We start from the raw sequence: 15,389 nt of genomic DNA, 5'->3' as shown, positions 1-15,389 counted from the left end.
GGGGTCATCCGGTGAACGTGATGGGGGACTGGAATCCCCAGAGAACGATGGTGGTGAGCATGTCGAGCGCGATGATCGAAACGAGGCTGGCCCGGATCGCGCGTCCCGAGCCGATGCCGACGCCCTCCGGGCCGCCGGTCGCGAAAAAGCCTTGGTAGCAATGGATCAGGACGACGGCGACGGCGAAGACCATCACCTTGATCGTCGCGGCGATGACGTCCCAGCCCAGGACGAACTGATCGAAATAATGGTTGTAGGTGCCGGCCGGTGTGCCGTGGATGGTGGTGACGATCAGCGCGCAGGACAGATAGCTCAGAATCAGGGCGACCACGAAAGCCGGTGCGACGGCGATGATTCCGGCGATGACCCGGGTGGTCACCACGAACGGCACCGACCGCACGCCGAGCGATTCGAGCGCGTCGATCTCCTCGGAGATGCGCATCGAGCCGATCTCCGCGGTCATCCGGCAACCGGCCTGCGCCGCGAAGCCGACACCCGCCGCGATCGGCGCCAGTTCCCGGGTCACCCCGAATGCGGAGATCAGACCGCTGAGCTGGCCCAGCGAAAGCAGGTTGAGCGCGCTGAACGCCTCGATGCCGATGGAGGCGCCCATCGCCGCCCCGAGCAGCAACATCAGCGGGACCACTCCGCCGCCGATGATGACCGAGCCGCGGCCCCACGTCATATCGGTGATCACCACGATTGTCTGGCGCCGGTAGTGCCGCAGCGTGTACGGCAGCGACGACACCACTTGCCAGCCGAATCCGAGCACGAAGCCGATCGATTCGAAGGGCCGCAGCGGATGGGCGCGGCGCCCGAGGCGACGCGCCCATCGCAGGCCCGCGGGCGCGTACGGGGTCGCGGTCATCAGGCCATCCTCACCGGGAAGAACATGGTGACGACCTGCGTGATCGCGGTGTTGAGCACGGTGACCGCGGCGATCGACATGACCACGGCCGCGTTCACACCGTCGGCCACACCGCGCGGGCCGCCCCCGGCTTCGAGCCCGCGCTGGCAGGCGATGATCACCACCAGGAAGCCGAAGATCAGTGCCTTGATCAGAGACACCCAGATGTCGAGGGTGGTGGTGAAGGCGCCGAAGGACTGCCAGTAACTGCCCGGCGTCACCCCGAGCGCTGCGACCGCGACAGCGAATCCGGAGGCGATACCGACCGCGATGATCAGGATGTTGAGCAGGGGAGCGACCAGCATCATCGCCGCGATACGCGGCACGACCAGGCGCTGCACCGGGTCGATGCCCATGACCCGCATGGCGTCGACCTCCTCGCGCACGGTCCGCGCGCCCAGATCGGAGGCGATCGCCGCCGAACCGGCGCCGCCGAGCATCATCGCGGCCGCCATCGGCGCGCCCTGTTTGATCACCCCCAGCCCGCCTGCCGCGCCGATCATCGAATCCGCGCCGAGTTGCGACACGATATTGCCGACCTGGGTGGAGACGATGACGCCGAACGGAATCGCCATCAGCACACTGGGAATCGCGGTGACCTTGATCAGAAACCATGCCTGGGTGAGGGTTTCGCGCGTCTGAAAGCGCATCCGCACCGCATCGCCGAGGCCTACCCCGATCGCGTGGGAGCCCATCTGCAGCGCTCTGCCGAGCGTGGCGAGACTCGACAGCACCGTGTCGGAGAAGTTGCGGCGCAGCACTTGCGTCGCCCGGGGTTCCCGTCCCCCGGGGTGTACATCCAGATCAGTGGTCGACATCGAACCTCCGTCCGCCGAACCATGCGGCAGAACGTACCATATGACCTGGACCACATTCCAGACACCAATCCAGATGGGTGCTCTGATCTGTGGGCACGAGTCGGCGATCCGTCGGTGAAGGGGAAAATCGCGTGCTGTCCAGGCGGTTTCAGTGCAAGGGCAGCCAGCCCGGCCACTGTCGCGGGCCTTCGTCGCCGCGGATGCAGGCCAGCCGCCACCGCGCCTGGTCGCGGTGCACCGGATCCGCGCCGGCGGCGCGGACGGCATCCATCGTCATCCGGAACTCGAGGATGTCGCGCAGCAGGAAAAACCCCGGCCACCGCATGACGTCCCGATGGTAGGTATCGCAGAACCGGGCGTATTGCGCGCTGGTGATCCAGCCCAGTGAGGCGTAGGCGATCGCGGTCGGCACCAGATCCCATTCCGGCGGGCCGATCGACAGGTTCTCCAGATTCAGCATCAGCACGTCGTCGTCGACGGTGGCGGCGAAATCGCGGCCCCATGCCTCGCCGTGGATGACGCACCACTGCATCCCGTTCGGCAGATCCGCCCACCGCCCGCGCAATTCGGCGAGATGGTCGTGCAGCCAGCGGCGGTCCTCGCCGGTGAACAGATCGGTGGTTCCGATCATTTCGGCGATTCCGCGAAACGGCTGCAGCTGGCCGAGCGCGAACGTCGTCGGCGGCGCCAAGCTGTGCAATCGGAGCAGCGCCGCGGCCATATCGTCCACGGCGCCGTGGTGGTACAGCGGCGGAACCTGCCAGAAGGTCACCGTCCGGCCCTGAATCTCGAGCGGTTGCCGCACATTGGGCAGGGTGTGCAGGGTGGCGACGCCGGATCTGGTGAGCCAGTGTGCGGCCTCGATCTCCCGGCGCGCCTCGGGGCGATGATCCGGGTGGCTGATGCGCACCACGACCCCGCTGGGCAACCGGTAATCGGTGCCCGCGCCGAACCGCATTTCCTGGGCGCCCCCCGCTTCCATGCCGGCACTCAAACATGCGGCGCGCAGAACCGACAGATTCCCGTTTCCAGCCAGCTGTGCGGTCATGCGCATACCCGAGTTCCTGCCGAATCCCTCATCCTTGCTCTCATTGTGATCGATCGGCGGATCGCCCGACGCGGTTTCGGGCAACCTCCTGGTTACCGATTGCTGAGGTCGAGATCACGTTCGCCCGGTCGGAGGCTGCCTCACATCCCTGTTAGGGTTCTAACCGGAGATTCACTCCGCTTCCGTCTCGTGGGGAGGAACCACCCGTGGCGCGCGTCAAATCCCGCCCGCACTACAACGTCGTCTTCGCGGTGCTGCTGCTCGGCATCTCGGCGTACGCATTGCTGCAGTCGATGGTCGTTCCGGTGCTGGCCTTGCTGATTCCGGCCCTGCACACCACACAGAGCACCGCGACCTGGCTGATGACCGGATATCTGCTCTCGGCCTCGGTGGCGACGCCGATTCTCGGGCGGATCGGCGACAAGGTCGGCAAGGAACGCATGCTCGTCGTCACCCTGGTCGCGCTGACGATCGGCTCACTGATCGCGGCGCTGACCGAATCGGTCGGCGTGATGATCGTGGCGCGGGTGATCCAGGGCCTGGGCGGCGGCGTGATTCCGTTGGCGTTCGGCATCATTCGCGACGAATTCCCGGCGAAGAAGCTGCACGGCGCGGTGGGTATAGCCTCCTCGCTCATCGCCGTCGGATCCGGTCTGGGCCTGGTGCTCGCGGGCCCGATCGTCGAGCATCTGAACTACCACTGGTTGTTCTGGGTGCCGATGATCATCACCGCGATCGCCGCGGTGGCCGCGATCGTATTCGTGCCGGAGTCGCCGGTGCGCAGTCCGGGCAATATCAATTGGGGCGCGGCGATTCTGCTGTCGGCCTGGCTGGTGGCGCTGCTGCTGGCGGTGAGCAAGGGCCCGTCGTGGGGCTGGGGCTCGGCGCTGACCCTGGGCTTGTTCGCGCTGGCCGTGGTGGCGGCGGCCGCCTGGATCGTGGTCGAGCTGAAATCGACCACCCCGCTGATCGATATGCGCACGATGCGGATTCCGGCGGTGTGGACGACGAATCTGGTGGCCGTGCTGACCGGCGCCGGAATGTACGCGATGATGACCTTCCTGCCGCAACTGCTGCAGACACCCGAATCGGTGGCGGGATACGGGCTGAGCGCCAGCATCACCCAATCCGGGCTGTACATGTTGCCGCTGTCGGTGGCGATGTTCGTGATCGGCCTGTCGATCGGGCCGCTGGCGGCGCGCATCGGGCCCAAGGCGATCGTGCTGATCGGCAGCGTCATCACCGTTCCGGCGTTCGTGATGCTCGCGGTCGGACACGACCACGGCTGGGAGATCTACCTGGCCGGTGCGCTGCTGGGTATCGGTATCGGACTGGCCTTCTCGTCGATGCCGGCCATCATCGTCGCGGCGGTGCCGCCCGCCCAGACCGGGGCGGCCACCGGGATGAACGCCAACGTCCGCACCGTCGGTGGTGCGATCGGCAGTGCGATCTCGGCGGTGCTGCTGACCTCGGGCGCCGCCACCGCGCACGGTCTGCCCGCGGATTCCGGGTATTCCCGGGTCTTCTGGTTCCTGGCCGGTGTGTCCGTGCTCGCCGCGCTGGCGGCCCTGATCATTCCGTCGGTGCGCGCGCACGCGCCGCAGGCCGCCGCGGGGGAATCGGGCCGTGCGGAGCAGCCGGAGCTCTCGGAGCCGGAACTCGTTGCCGCGCACGACGGTAATGCGGTGGTCGCCGGAATCGCCGGTGTGTCGGCGCCGCAGGCGGTGGATATCGCGGGCGACGACCGGGCGCTCGGCGGCAGCATCCGGCGGGAGAACGGCGGGCCGGTGCCGGACGTGGCGTTGACGTTGATCGACCAACGCGGACACCAGGTTTCGCGCGCCACGGGTGGATCCGACGGTAGCTACCGCCTCCCCGCCCCGGCGCCCGGCAGTTATGTGCTGATCGCTTCCGCCGCCGCGCATCGCCCGGTCGCCGTCACCGTCGTCGTCGGCGCGGTGGCCCAGACGGTGGATCTGACGCTGCCGAGTTCCGGCGAGCTCACCGGCACCGTCCGCCGCGCCGGCGACGGGAAACCCGTTGCGGGGGCGACGGTTACCCTGACCGATCCGCGCGGGGAGGTGATCGGGGCGGCGGTCACCGGCGGCGACGGCGGCTTCCGCTGCGGTGGTGTCGCGTCGGGCACCCACACCCTCGTCGTGGTCGCCGACCGGATGCGTCCCACCGCTGTCACCCTCACCATCCCCGACAGCGGACTGCTGCACCACGACGTCGACCTGGAACCGATGGCAACCCTGGCCGGAGCCGTGGAGGCGCACGGCAAGGCGGTCGCCAACGCGGAGGTGACCGTCCTGGACGCGAGCGGCGACCGGATCTCCACCGCCCGCACCGACGGCAACGGCCGCTATGTGGTCTCGGACCTGCCGGCCGGTCACTACACGGTGGTAGCGCGTGGATATCCCTCGGTGAGCAGCACCGTCACGGTCGGCGCGGGCCGGATCACCCACGATGTGGAACTCGGCTACGACGAGTCGGCAGCCGTGGGCTGCCGCTGATCAGGCCTCGATCTGCGGGTGCAGCCGGTTCACCGACCACACTCGTTGTCTGCGGACGACGAGTGTGGTCGCACCCAGGAAGAGGACGAGGAATCCGGCCAGCACGATCAGGTCGCGGACGAGATTGCCGGTGAGCCCGCCGGAGATGCCGACGCGCAGACCGCCAACGACAATGCCTCACCGATCGCGCCCAGCGCGACGCGCAGGAAGTGATCGATCGCCACGAATGCCGCCGCAGCCAGGATCAGCAGTCCGCCCACCCAGACCGGATGCAGCGGATCGAGTCCGAGCCCCAGTTGTACGACGAGGTAGAGCAGCAGCCCACCGGCCGCGGCGATGACGGCGACCGGCAGCCATCCGGCCGCGGCGACCGTGAGCGCGCCGACGCGCCCGGCCAGTGCGCGCAGGTTGAGCGGGCGGATGAACAGGTAGGCGAGCAGGCCGACCACCCACAGCGCGATCGCGAAGAAGAACGGTGCGAAACCGCGCCCGTACACACCGGCGGGATGCAGGTTGTCCATGGTGATGCCGACGGGTGAACCGAGGACGTCGGCGGCCTTGGCGGTCTGCTCGGGGCTGGTGTCGGGAATCTTGGTGACGGCGCCGTCGACCACCCGGGTGATGTCGGCGGCGCCGGAATTGAGCTGATCCGCACCCGTCTGCAGCGTCCTGCTGCCCGCCTCGAGCGCGCCGAGCCCGCCGTCGATCTGCGCCGCCCCGCCGCCGATGGTGCGCGAGGCCGCCGTGAGTGCCTGCAGAGGTGCGGCGGCCCCGGCGACGGCCTGGCCGACCGTCCCTGCGCTGCTCTGTAATTCGCTCGCCTGCTGGGCGGCTTGCTGCGCGGAGGTCTGAGCCTGGTCGGCGGTGGTGTTCGCGGCGGTGGCGGTCTGGGCGAGGGTCTGCGCGTTGCGGCGAGCGGTGCCCAGCAGGGGATCGAGCGCGAATTCCGGGTGGGCGGCGGCGAATTGGTCCAGTGCGGTCGAGCCCTGGGTGGCGGTGCGGCTGACGATGCCGGTGGCGTCGCGGACCAGACTCAGACTCTGCGCGGCGGCCGAGCTGGCGTTGGCGACCGTGCCCGTCGCGGCGGGCAATGCGGCGACACCCGCATTCGTGATCGCGGTGATCGCCTGGTCGGCGCGGGTACCGGCGTCGGCGAGTTGCCCGACGCCCTCGGTGATCGATCCGGCGCCGGCCTGGGCGGCGGTGATGCCCTGGGTGAGCGCGGCGCTGCCCTGTTGCGCGAGCACTGTCCCGTCGAGCAGTTTGTGCGCGCCGACGGAGGCGATCTGCAATTGCTGTTTCACCTGGGACAGATCGCCGTAGATGGCGGTGGCGTAGGCGGCGTGCGCGGCGGTGTCGATCTGGCTCTGCAGTTCGGTTTTCGCGGTTTGCGCGACGATGCCCACGATGTAGTTGTTCGCGTCGTTGAGCGTGATACCCATGGTGGCGCGTTCGGGGATCGGGTTCTGCGCGGTGGCCAGTTTGTGGCTGAAGTCCGGCGGCACGGTGATCGTGAAGTAGTAGCGGCCGTGCCGCAGACCGTCCAGCGCCTCGTCGGCGTCGACGAAATTCCAGGCGAAGGCTCCCGACGCCTGCAGCTGCTGAGTGAATTGCTTTCCGGCGTCGATCATCTGGCCGTTGGCGACCGCGGGCCGGTCCTGGTCGACCACGGCGACCGGAATGCGGTCGGTGCGCCCGTAGGGATCCCAGTTCGACCACAGATACAGCGACCCGTACAGCAGCGGAATCATCGCCAGCCCGACCGGGACCAGTCGGCGCATCGGTGCCCGGAAGCGGAGAAATTCCAACAGGGCCAGGCGAACCGCGGTCATCGCTCACTCCTCCGGAAGGGGGATCTGATCTCGCTCGGTCGGGTGCGGCAGGTCGACCACCGCGACGGAATCGTCGAGAGACGGCGGCGGAATCGTCGTCGTCGCGATGACGGTGCAGCCCAGTCCGGTGAGCATGCGCAATGCCTCCCACAGCCGTTCGGCATCCGTCTCGCCGCAGCCGCGTTCGACATCGTCGACGGCGATCGCGGCCGGCTGTTCGGCGGCCGCCAATGCCACCGCGAGCAAGGTCCGCTCGCGCGGCGGCAGTTCGGCCACCGCCGCCGTCGTGGGCGCGTCGACATCGAGCATGGTCAGCGCGTCGCGGATGGCGGCCCTTCCGATGCGCGGGCCGCCGATCATCGTCCGCTCGGTGACGATATCGCCCACGCGCAGTTCGTCATCGAGGCCGACCGCCGGCTCCGCCCGCGCCACCGCGACGAGTTCCCGCACCCGCGCGCCGTCGCCGGGCAGGCGATAACCGCCCACCGCGACACTGCCCGCCACCAACCGCATCCGTCCGGCCAGCGCCAGCAGCAGCGAGGTGCGCCCGGATCCCGAGGGCCCGGCCACCACACCCAGCTGACCGGCCGCGACATCCACCGACACTCCCGCGAACGCGCATCCCCGTCCTCCGCGAGCCGTGATGCCGCGCGCGATGATCTCTACACCGTGGAAAGCCATCGGGGCGTGCGCCCCGGTCCCCGTCCGCAGCGACATCCCGCCGTTCAGCCCAGCACCACGAACAGCACCACGATGACGATCAGCACGATGACCATGGTGACCACCAGCAGGATCGGGCTCTTGCGGTTGGTCACCGGCGAGTCGCTCAGCGAGACGTCCTCGCGCTCGGGATTCGCGGGCCGGCTCTGGTCGTCGAACCGTTCGGACATCGAGCACCTCCGGGTCTGCTGGCGGTTGCTGCGTAATACCCGGGCCGCCGGTCGGCAAACGCGCCGCTAGTCCGGCGTCTTCGCTCGCGGGATGCGGGTGTGCACGGTGAGTAACAGATGGTCGAAAGCGGTGATGTGTTCCGGCGGAGGCGGCGCGACCAGGGGAAGTTCCTCGATGATCTGCGCGGCCAGGTCGCGCAGTTTGGTGTTGGTTTCCTGGGACCGCCACGCCAGCACCTTGAAGGCCTGTTCGGCGTTGATGCGGTACATGCGCATCAGGACACCCTTGGCCTGTTCGATCACCGCGCGATTCTCGATCACGTCGGGTAGGGCGGCCGAGAGAATTTCGCGTTCGTTCTCGGCGAGGGTGTCGGTGAGGTCGATGTAGAAGCCCGCGGTGGCGGCGACCTGCCCGGCGTCGTCGTAGATGCGATCGGCGACGACCATCACGTTGTGCACGTTGCCCGCGGTATCGACGAACCGGTGCCGGCTGGAGAACGATTCGCCCAGTTCGATCGCGCGGGCGATGGTTTTGGCGACTTCCTCGCGGTCGTCCGGATGTTTGTGCGCGAGGAGCAGTTCCGTGGTCGGGACGACGCCGCCGGGGGTGTAGCCGTGCATGCGGTACACCTCCTCCGACCATTCCCAGCGACGGGTGGCGAACCAGAACCGGAACGACCCCACGCGGGGGATATCGCGGACGGTGTCCGAGATGGTCTCGGGTGTCGCGTGGTTGCGAAGCGGTTCGGTTCTATGCACGAGCATCATTATGTTCGGCCGCCCGGCGTCCTGCCGTTGTTCGAACGCACAGTGGACTGAACCGTTCGTTTTCCGTCCTGAGGCTGCCCTGTCGCGGGAAAAAGCCGGTCCAGCGGTCAGCCGGCGAGCGCCATGGCGGGCGAGCGCCCGTAGTGGCGGCGGTAGAGCGCGGCGAAGCGACCGGGGTGGCCGAAACCCCACGCGGCGGCGATCGTGGCGACGCTGTCGCCGTCGTCGGCACTGCCCGCGATCAGATCTTCGTGGGCGCCGCGCAGCCGCATGCGCTTCAGGTACGCGGTCGGGGTCGTATCCAGGTGCCGGCGGAATGCGATCTGCAGCGCCCGCACGGTGACATACGCCGCCGCGGCGATGTCGGTCACCGCGATGTCCTCGTGGATGTGGGATTCCATATAGGCCACCGCGCGGCGCACGGTCAGCGGATGCGCGTCCCGGCGATCGACCGGGGTCGGCTCGAGGCCGGCCGTATTCGGAAATGCGTGCAGCACGGTCGCCGCCAGATATTGCGACGCAGTGGCCGCCACCAGCGGCGGCACGTCACCGTCGTAGGAGGCCGCGAGCTGCTGCACATGTGAGATGACCGCGGTGAGTCGATCGCCCGCCTCCGGGGTCACGGTGCGATGGCCCGAGAGGGCCACCTCTCCGCTATCGGGCCGATTCGCCGAGGCGACTCTGCCGAGTAGGGATGGATCGAACATCGTGATGGTGAAGTCGGCCTGGTGGACGACACCGGAGTACGGCAGATCCGGCGGGGTCAGAATTCCGATCTCGCCCGGCCCGAACGTGTCGTTGCCCGCGTCGACGTACTCTTCCTCGACCCATCCGGCCTCCACTCCGATCAGGCAGATCTTGTTGAGCGGATCGGCGTCGTAGCTCATATCGAATCCGAGTTCGAGCCGGTCGAGACTGACCGGGCCCAGCATGTCGCGCGCGATCCGGCTGCGGACCGGCACTTCCGTGGCGTTGCCGATCTCCATGGTCGTGTAGTTCCGATTCAGGAACTGCTCGGTGGCAGCCAAGCTGTCGCTGTCGAACTCTACTGTCATCGGTCGGTGATCCTCCGCTGTACCACTGCCACTGCCATGCCACCGCCCCGGTCACGTTCGCCTGCGACGGGTGCGTCGTACGGACATGGAAGCCTACTTGTCCACAGTGTTTCCCCGGCGTGCGTTGTGTCACCCGATGGTGACGTGATTCTCGAGGCAGTAACGAACGCGCGCCGGAAACGATCAGAGGAGGGACGCCAGCGGGCTGCGATGCAGGTCACGGCGCAGGTGCGCGACGTCGTCGCAGACGAATGCCGCGCCGTCGGCCTCCAATTCGCCGCGGGAGATACCGCCGCTCAGCACACCGATCGCCGCCACGCCGAGCGTGGTGCAGGCGCGCATGTCCCAGACCGTATCGCCGACGAACACCGCTCGCTGCGCCGTGACACCGGCCCGGTCCAGGGCCACCTGGACGATGGTCGGATCGGGTTTGGCCGTCTCCACGTCTTCGGCACCGGTCACCGCGTACAACACCGACTCGCTGTCGAGCAGGTCGCGCAGCCGGGCCAATTCGTCCGGCGGTGCGGATGTGGCGAGGACGACGCGCAGGCCCGCCTCGTGCAGATGGCGCAGGATCTCGCGGGCGCCGGGCAGCAGGGTCAGTTCGCCGGCGCGCTCGAGGTAGTAGCGGCTGTGCAGATCGCCGGCGGTATCGGCGGTCTCGCTGTCGAGATCGGGGGCGAGGGTGCGCAGCAGTTCGTCGCCGTCCATGCCGATACTGCGGTGGATCCGCCAGGTCGGCACATCGGCGTCGACGTCGCGGAAGGCTCGATGCCAGGTCACGGCATGCAGATAGTTGGAGTCGACGAGCGTGCCGTCGATGTCGAAGAGGACGGCTGCGGGTTCGGGCACGGCATCTCCTTCTCTCCTGTACCAGCCTGCGTGACGAGCCATTCGAGAGCAGATGCCACTGTACCCAGCGTGATGCCGCGGCGGCGGCGGACATCCCCGCCGCAGCCGTCGGACGGTCACGGGACTACTTTCGCCCTCACCGGTTGCTCATCACCGGCGCGGGCTCGGAAGGCGCGCGGTCCGGATCATCGAAAAGATCTGCCGCGGTGCGGGTTTCGTTGCTCTCGGTCGCGCCCGCCGGGTCGCGACGCAACCAGCGCGGTGCCCACCAGCAGGCATCGCCGAGCAGGCGCATCGTCGCCGGAACCAGCAGCACCCGCAGAATCGTCGCGTCGATGAGCAGGGCGGCGACCATGCCGAACGCGATGTACTGCATCATCACCAGATCCGACAGCGCGAAGGCGCCGGTGACGACCAGCAGGATCAGCGCCGCGGCGGTGATGATGCGCCCGGTGTGGGCGACCCCGGCGCGAATCGCCTCGCGGGTGGACGCGCCCGCGGCCCGCGCCTCGACCATGCGCGAAAGCAGGAATATCTCGTAGTCGGTGGACAGCCCGTAGATCACCGACACGATCACCACCAGCACCAGCGACATGATCGGCTGCGGGGTGAAGCCGAGCGGCCCGGCGCCGTGCCCGTCGATGAAGATCCAGGTGAGGATGCCGACCGTGGACCCGAGCCCGAGCAGATTCAACGCGCCCGCCTTCAACGGCAGCACCAGTGAGCGGAAACTCCATGCCATCAGGGCGGTGGTGGCGAGGAAAACGAGGGCGACCACCAGCGGTATCCGGTCCACGAGTGCGTCGATACTGTCCTTCTCGATGGCGGGCTGACCGCCGACGAGCAGGGTGGCGCCCTTCGGCAGCGGCATCGAGCGCAGGTAGTCGATCGCCGCATCCTTGTCGGCCGTGGATGCGAGCACGGTTTGTGTGGTGAACACGCTCGACTGCGCGGGCCGTTGCAGCCAGGCGGGGAAGGGCGCCGCGAGTCCCGGGGCGTGGCCGGCCTCTGCCAGCACGGTCTCCCTGGCGGCGGGATCGTAGGTGATCAGCACCAGATCGATCGGGTTGATGCGGCGCAGCGGGAAGATCTCGTCGAAGTGCTGCTGCGCCAGTCGCGTCGGATGATCCGGTGGCAGGAAGCGCTCGTTGATGGCGCCGAAGGCCAGGTCCCGGATCGGCGCGATCAGCACCAGCAGTCCGATGACCACCGAAACCGCGACGAACAGCGGCCTTTTCATGACGCGGTCGGCGATCCGCCCCCAGAGATTGTCGGGAACCCGGCCCGGCGGTGTGGTCCGGCGGAACCAGGACACGCCGAAGCGGTCCACCCGGTGGCCGAGCACCGCCAGCATCGCGGGCAGCAGTGTGATCGAGGTGAACGCGGCCAGCGAGATGGTGATGATGGCGCCGTAGGCGAACGAACGCAGAAAACCCTGCGGGAACACCAGGATTCCGGCGGCGGCCACGGCCACGATGGTGGCCGAGAACACCACCGTGTGGCCCGCGGTCGCCACGGAACGGCGTACCGCGTCGTCGACGCCACGACCGTCGGCGAGTTCGTCGCGGAACCGGCTCAGCACGAACAGCCCGTAATCGATCGCCAACCCCAGCCCGACCATCGAAACCACCGGCGAGACGAAGGAATTGACCTCGGTGACGGTGGTGAGCAGCCGGATGAGGCCCCAGGCGCCGAGCACGGTGAGCCCGCCGACGATCAACGGCAGCGCCGCGGCCACCACCCCGCCGAAGAGGAAGAACAGCAGCACCGCCACCGCGGGAATCGCGAACAGCTCCATGCGCTGCTGATCGTGGGCCATGGTGTCGTTCAGCGCGCCGGCCACCGCCTGCCCGCCGGCCACCTCCATATTCACGCCGGGAACGTCGAAGGCGTGCGCGACGGCTCGGAAGTTGCGCATCTGCTCGGTGGGGTTGTCGCCGTGGATGGCGATGGAGGCGAAGGCGTGCTCACGATTCGCGGAGCCGAACATATCCGGAAGCGCCACACCCGTTGCGGTGGGCCAATATGCGGCGTTCACCCGATCGATCTGCTGCGGGAACCGCTTCGGCAGACTGTCCAGGCTCGCCACGATCGGCGCGGCGAACGCCGGATCGTCGATCGTCGTGCCGGGCGGGGCGTGATAGAGCACGACCACATCGGCACTGTGGTCGCGTCCGAAGACCTCCTCGTGCACGTGCGCGGCTCGCACCGATTCCGAGGACGGATCGTCCCAGCCGCTGGAGCTCAGATGTTCGCCGAGGCCGAGCCCGTACCAGCCGAGGGCGAGCAGTCCGGCCACCAGCACACCGATCACCGTGAACCGCCGGCGCAGCACGAGATCGGCCCAGTGATTCGATTCGGCGGACAAATGCCGGCTCCCAACTGTTTGCGCGGATCGGTTCGGCTGTCGTTTCGCGACGCTCGTCGCGAGACCGGGCCTGCGGTTTCGGCGGAATTTCCGGAAATTAACCGCCGCGTTGTCGTAGGGACGGCAGGCAGCTGCCTCGAGAAAATGAGCGTTCGGGGAAAGATAGGATGCTTTACGCGCGAATTCGGTCGGCGCACAGCAATTTTCCGACAAATCATAATCGCGGCGCGACAGTCTTGTGAGCGGTGAGCAAAGCCAGGCGCCGCACCAGGCGGCAGCACCGTGGACTGTATCGAATATCGTTGCGTCCTAACGATTTCAGAGACCGATCGGTCGGCGTGGAACATATCGCCGCGGCGGCTGGGCGGGTTCACAAAACCGTCGCGCGCGGTTGGTTGGAGGGTCCAAAAGTGGGGTGAATCTCTTCCATCTCCGATCACGGTCAATAGCGTGGGCGCCATCGGTCACATGCCCAGGACCGCAGAGAGACGAGTGAGTCGCCGAGAGCAGCCGGTGGCCTCTGAACGCGAGACCGGAGGATATTCGTGTCGGATATTGCAATTGTGGGTATCGGCTGTCGATTCGCGGGCGGAATCGACTCGCCCGAGACATTCTGGGACTTCGTGGTCGACAAGCGCGACGGCGTGGTCGAGATGCCGGCGGATCGATGGGACTACCGCAGGTACTACGACCCCGAGCCCCGCACCCCGGGCCGCAGCTACACCAAACGCGGCGCCTTCATGACCGCCGACCCGTGGCAGTTCGACCCCGACTTCTTCGGGATCTCCCCGCGCGAGGCGACGGTGCTCGACCCGCAGCAACGCCTCATGCTGGAGGTGACGTGGGAGGCGCTCGACGACGCCGGGATGGCCGGGCGCGCGGCCGGTTCCTCGGTCGGTGTGTACGTCGGCGGATTCGTCGTCGACCAGTCCGTGATCGGCGTGGTCGGGCCGGCGCTGTTCCACACCGATATGCACACCCCGGCGAGCGCGTCCTACACGATGCTGTCGAATCGAATCGCGTACGCGCTCAATCTGGTCGGGCCCGCGCTCACCGTGGACACCGCGTGTTCGTCGTCGCTGGTCGCGTTCCATCTGGCCTGCCAGGCCCTGGACAACGACGACTGCCGGGTGGCCCTGGCCGGCGGCGTGAACGTGATGCTGCAGCCGGAAACCTTCGTGCTGATGTGCAAGGGCGGTTTCCTCGCCGCCGACGGCCGCTGCAAATCCTTCGACGCCTCCGCCGACGGATACGGCCGCGGCGAGGGCGCCGGCATGGTGGTGCTGAAGAAGCTCGACGACGCCGTGCGTGACGGCGACCGCATCTACGCGGTGGTCAAGGCCACCGGCTCGAATCAGGACGGGCGCACCACCGCCATCACAGTGCCGAATGTCGATTCCCAGGAGGCGCTGGCCCGCACCGTCTGCGAACGTTCGGGCCTGCCGCCGCAGTCGATCACCTACCTGGAGGCACACGGAACCGGAACCCTCGTCGGCGACCCGGTCGAATTGCGCGCGCTCGGGAAGGTTTTCGGTGCCCCCACCGGGCGCACCGAATCGGTCGGCGTCGGGTCGGTGAAGGCGACGATCGGCCACACCGAGGCCGCCGCCGGAGTCGCCAGTGTGATCAAGGCCGCGCTCGCCATCAAACACCGCACCCTGCCCCCGCAGGGCTGGCTGGACAAGCAGAATCCCGACATCCCCTTCGAGGAACTGGGCCTGCACGTGCAGACCGAGGCGCAACCGCTGCCCGCCGACGCCGGCCCGATGTCGGTGGCGGTCAACGGTTTCGGCTACGGCGGAACCAACGCGCACGCGATTCTGCAGGAGTACGTCGGTCCCGCACCGGCGTCCGCCGGACCGCACCGGCATCTCGGCATCCTGCCCATCTCGGCGCGCAGCACCGCCGCGGCCCGCGCGCTGGCCGGGCGATTCGCCGATCTGATCACCGAGGGCGCCGACCCCGATCATCTCGCCGAGGCGGCCTGGACGCGGATGGCGCACCACGCGTTCCGCACCGGCGTGCTGATCGGTGACTCCACCGAGGAGTTGGTGCGGGAGCTGCGCGGCTACGCGGCGGGCGAGGGGCGCGATGCCTCCCGCACCATCGTCTCGCGTGCGCCCGAACCGGTGTTCGTGTTCTCCGGAATGGGCCCCCAGCACTGGCGGATGGGGCGGGAACTGCTCGCGGCCGGTGGGGTGTTCGCCGACACCGCGGCCCAGATCGATGCCGAGTTCCAGGCCCTGGCGGGCTGGTCGATCGTCGAGGAACTGCGCAAGCCGGAGGACGAATCCCGGGTCACCCGTACCGAAGTCGCGCAACCGGCCAACTTCCT

Annotated in this window: 12 protein-coding genes; 2 read left to right on the top strand and 10 right to left on the bottom strand. The window is 68.1% G+C overall.

Translation table 11 applies throughout. From position 1 onward, the window contains the following. Positions 1-4: 4 nt before the first annotated feature. The 3 genes from RJ03_RS30220 to RJ03_RS30210 all read right to left on the bottom strand — a co-directional run bounded on the left by RJ03_RS30220 (position 5) and on the right by RJ03_RS30210 (position 2,773). Positions 5-868 (bottom strand): ABC transporter permease, encoded by an 864-nt coding sequence (locus RJ03_RS30220; RefSeq protein ID WP_036509047.1) that lies wholly within the window; start codon positions 866-868, stop codon positions 5-7. Then, positions 868-1,725, bottom strand: a complete 858-nt coding sequence (locus RJ03_RS30215) for an MlaE family ABC transporter permease (protein ID WP_036509045.1) — start codon at positions 1,723-1,725, stop codon at positions 868-870. The genes RJ03_RS30220 and RJ03_RS30215 overlap by 1 nt, the downstream gene beginning before the upstream one ends. Before the next feature lie 148 nt (positions 1,726-1,873). Further along, entirely contained in the window at positions 1,874-2,773 is a 900-nt protein-coding gene (locus RJ03_RS30210) for a hypothetical protein (protein WP_036509085.1), read from the bottom strand. A gap of 206 nt (positions 2,774-2,979) precedes the next feature. On the opposite strand from RJ03_RS30210, the gene RJ03_RS35655 reads away from it, so the two are divergent. Then, positions 2,980-5,289 (top strand): MFS transporter, encoded by a 2,310-nt coding sequence (locus tag RJ03_RS35655; RefSeq protein WP_063820472.1) that lies wholly within the window; start codon positions 2,980-2,982, stop codon positions 5,287-5,289. A gap of 107 nt (positions 5,290-5,396) precedes the next feature. Here RJ03_RS35655 and RJ03_RS30200 read toward each other — a convergent pair whose 3' ends face one another. The 7 genes from RJ03_RS30200 to RJ03_RS30175 all read right to left on the bottom strand — a co-directional run bounded on the left by RJ03_RS30200 (position 5,397) and on the right by RJ03_RS30175 (position 13,054). Beyond that, entirely contained in the window at positions 5,397-7,121 is a 1,725-nt protein-coding gene (locus RJ03_RS30200; RefSeq protein ID WP_051025436.1) for a YhgE/Pip family protein, read from the bottom strand. A 3-nt stretch (positions 7,122-7,124) separates the two neighbouring features. Then, positions 7,125-7,721: an ATP-binding cassette domain-containing protein gene (locus RJ03_RS30195; RefSeq protein ID WP_157163536.1), complete on the bottom strand. Its 597-nt coding sequence runs from the start codon at positions 7,719-7,721 to the stop codon at positions 7,125-7,127. Between the two features lie 125 nt (positions 7,722-7,846). Then, positions 7,847-8,011 carry a hypothetical protein gene (locus RJ03_RS37520; RefSeq protein ID WP_157163535.1) on the bottom strand — a complete coding sequence of 55 codons (165 nt, stop codon included), beginning with the start codon at positions 8,009-8,011 and terminating at the stop codon, positions 7,847-7,849. 66 nt (positions 8,012-8,077) lie between these two features. Further along, positions 8,078-8,776, bottom strand: coding sequence for a PAS and ANTAR domain-containing protein (locus tag RJ03_RS30190; RefSeq protein WP_373281736.1), 699 nt, complete (start codon positions 8,774-8,776; stop codon positions 8,078-8,080). 110 nt (positions 8,777-8,886) lie between these two features. Continuing rightward, complete coding sequence (locus RJ03_RS30185) at positions 8,887-9,834, bottom strand: helix-turn-helix domain-containing protein (protein ID WP_036509044.1); 948 nt, start codon at positions 9,832-9,834, stop codon at positions 8,887-8,889. Between the two features lie 183 nt (positions 9,835-10,017). Next, positions 10,018-10,728, bottom strand: a complete 711-nt coding sequence (locus tag RJ03_RS30180; protein ID WP_051025434.1) for an HAD family hydrolase — start codon at positions 10,726-10,728, stop codon at positions 10,018-10,020. A 94-nt stretch (positions 10,729-10,822) separates the two neighbouring features. Next, entirely contained in the window at positions 10,823-13,054 is a 2,232-nt protein-coding gene (locus RJ03_RS30175) for an MMPL family transporter (RefSeq protein ID WP_036509040.1), read from the bottom strand. 545 nt (positions 13,055-13,599) lie between these two features. On the opposite strand from RJ03_RS30175, the gene RJ03_RS30170 reads away from it, so the two are divergent. After that, a partial coding sequence (locus tag RJ03_RS30170; protein ID WP_036509075.1) for a type I polyketide synthase occupies positions 13,600-15,389 on the top strand: 1,790 nt, incomplete at its 3' end.

The organism is Nocardia aobensis NBRC 100429 (assembly GCF_000308375.1).
GTDB lineage: Bacteria > Actinomycetota > Actinomycetes > Mycobacteriales > Mycobacteriaceae > Nocardia > Nocardia aobensis.
The sequence above is the reverse complement of the archived record's forward strand: the minus strand, read 5'-3'. Positions and strand labels throughout refer to the sequence as shown.

Excerpts from the sequence above, each read along its gene's own strand:
- RJ03_RS30210 (WP_036509085.1), bottom strand. The coding sequence starts at position 2,773 with ATGACCGCACAGCTGGCTGGAAACGGGAATCTGTCGGTTCTGCGCGCC.
- RJ03_RS30200 (WP_051025436.1), bottom strand. The coding sequence starts at position 7,121 with ATGACCGCGGTTCGCCTGGCCCTGTTGGAATTTCTCCGCTTCCGGGCA.
- RJ03_RS30185 (WP_036509044.1), bottom strand. The coding sequence starts at position 9,834 with ATGACAGTAGAGTTCGACAGCGACAGCTTGGCTGCCACCGAGCAGTTC.
- RJ03_RS30180 (WP_051025434.1), bottom strand. The coding sequence starts at position 10,728 with ATGGCTCGTCACGCAGGCTGGTACAGGAGAGAAGGAGATGCCGTGCCC.
- RJ03_RS37520 (WP_157163535.1), bottom strand. The coding sequence starts at position 8,011 with ATGTCCGAACGGTTCGACGACCAGAGCCGGCCCGCGAATCCCGAGCGC.
- RJ03_RS30190 (WP_373281736.1), bottom strand. The coding sequence starts at position 8,776 with ATGCTCGTGCATAGAACCGAACCGCTTCGCAACCACGCGACACCCGAG.
- RJ03_RS30215 (WP_036509045.1), bottom strand. The coding sequence starts at position 1,725 with ATGTCGACCACTGATCTGGATGTACACCCCGGGGGACGGGAACCCCGG.
- RJ03_RS30220 (WP_036509047.1), bottom strand. The coding sequence starts at position 868 with ATGACCGCGACCCCGTACGCGCCCGCGGGCCTGCGATGGGCGCGTCGC.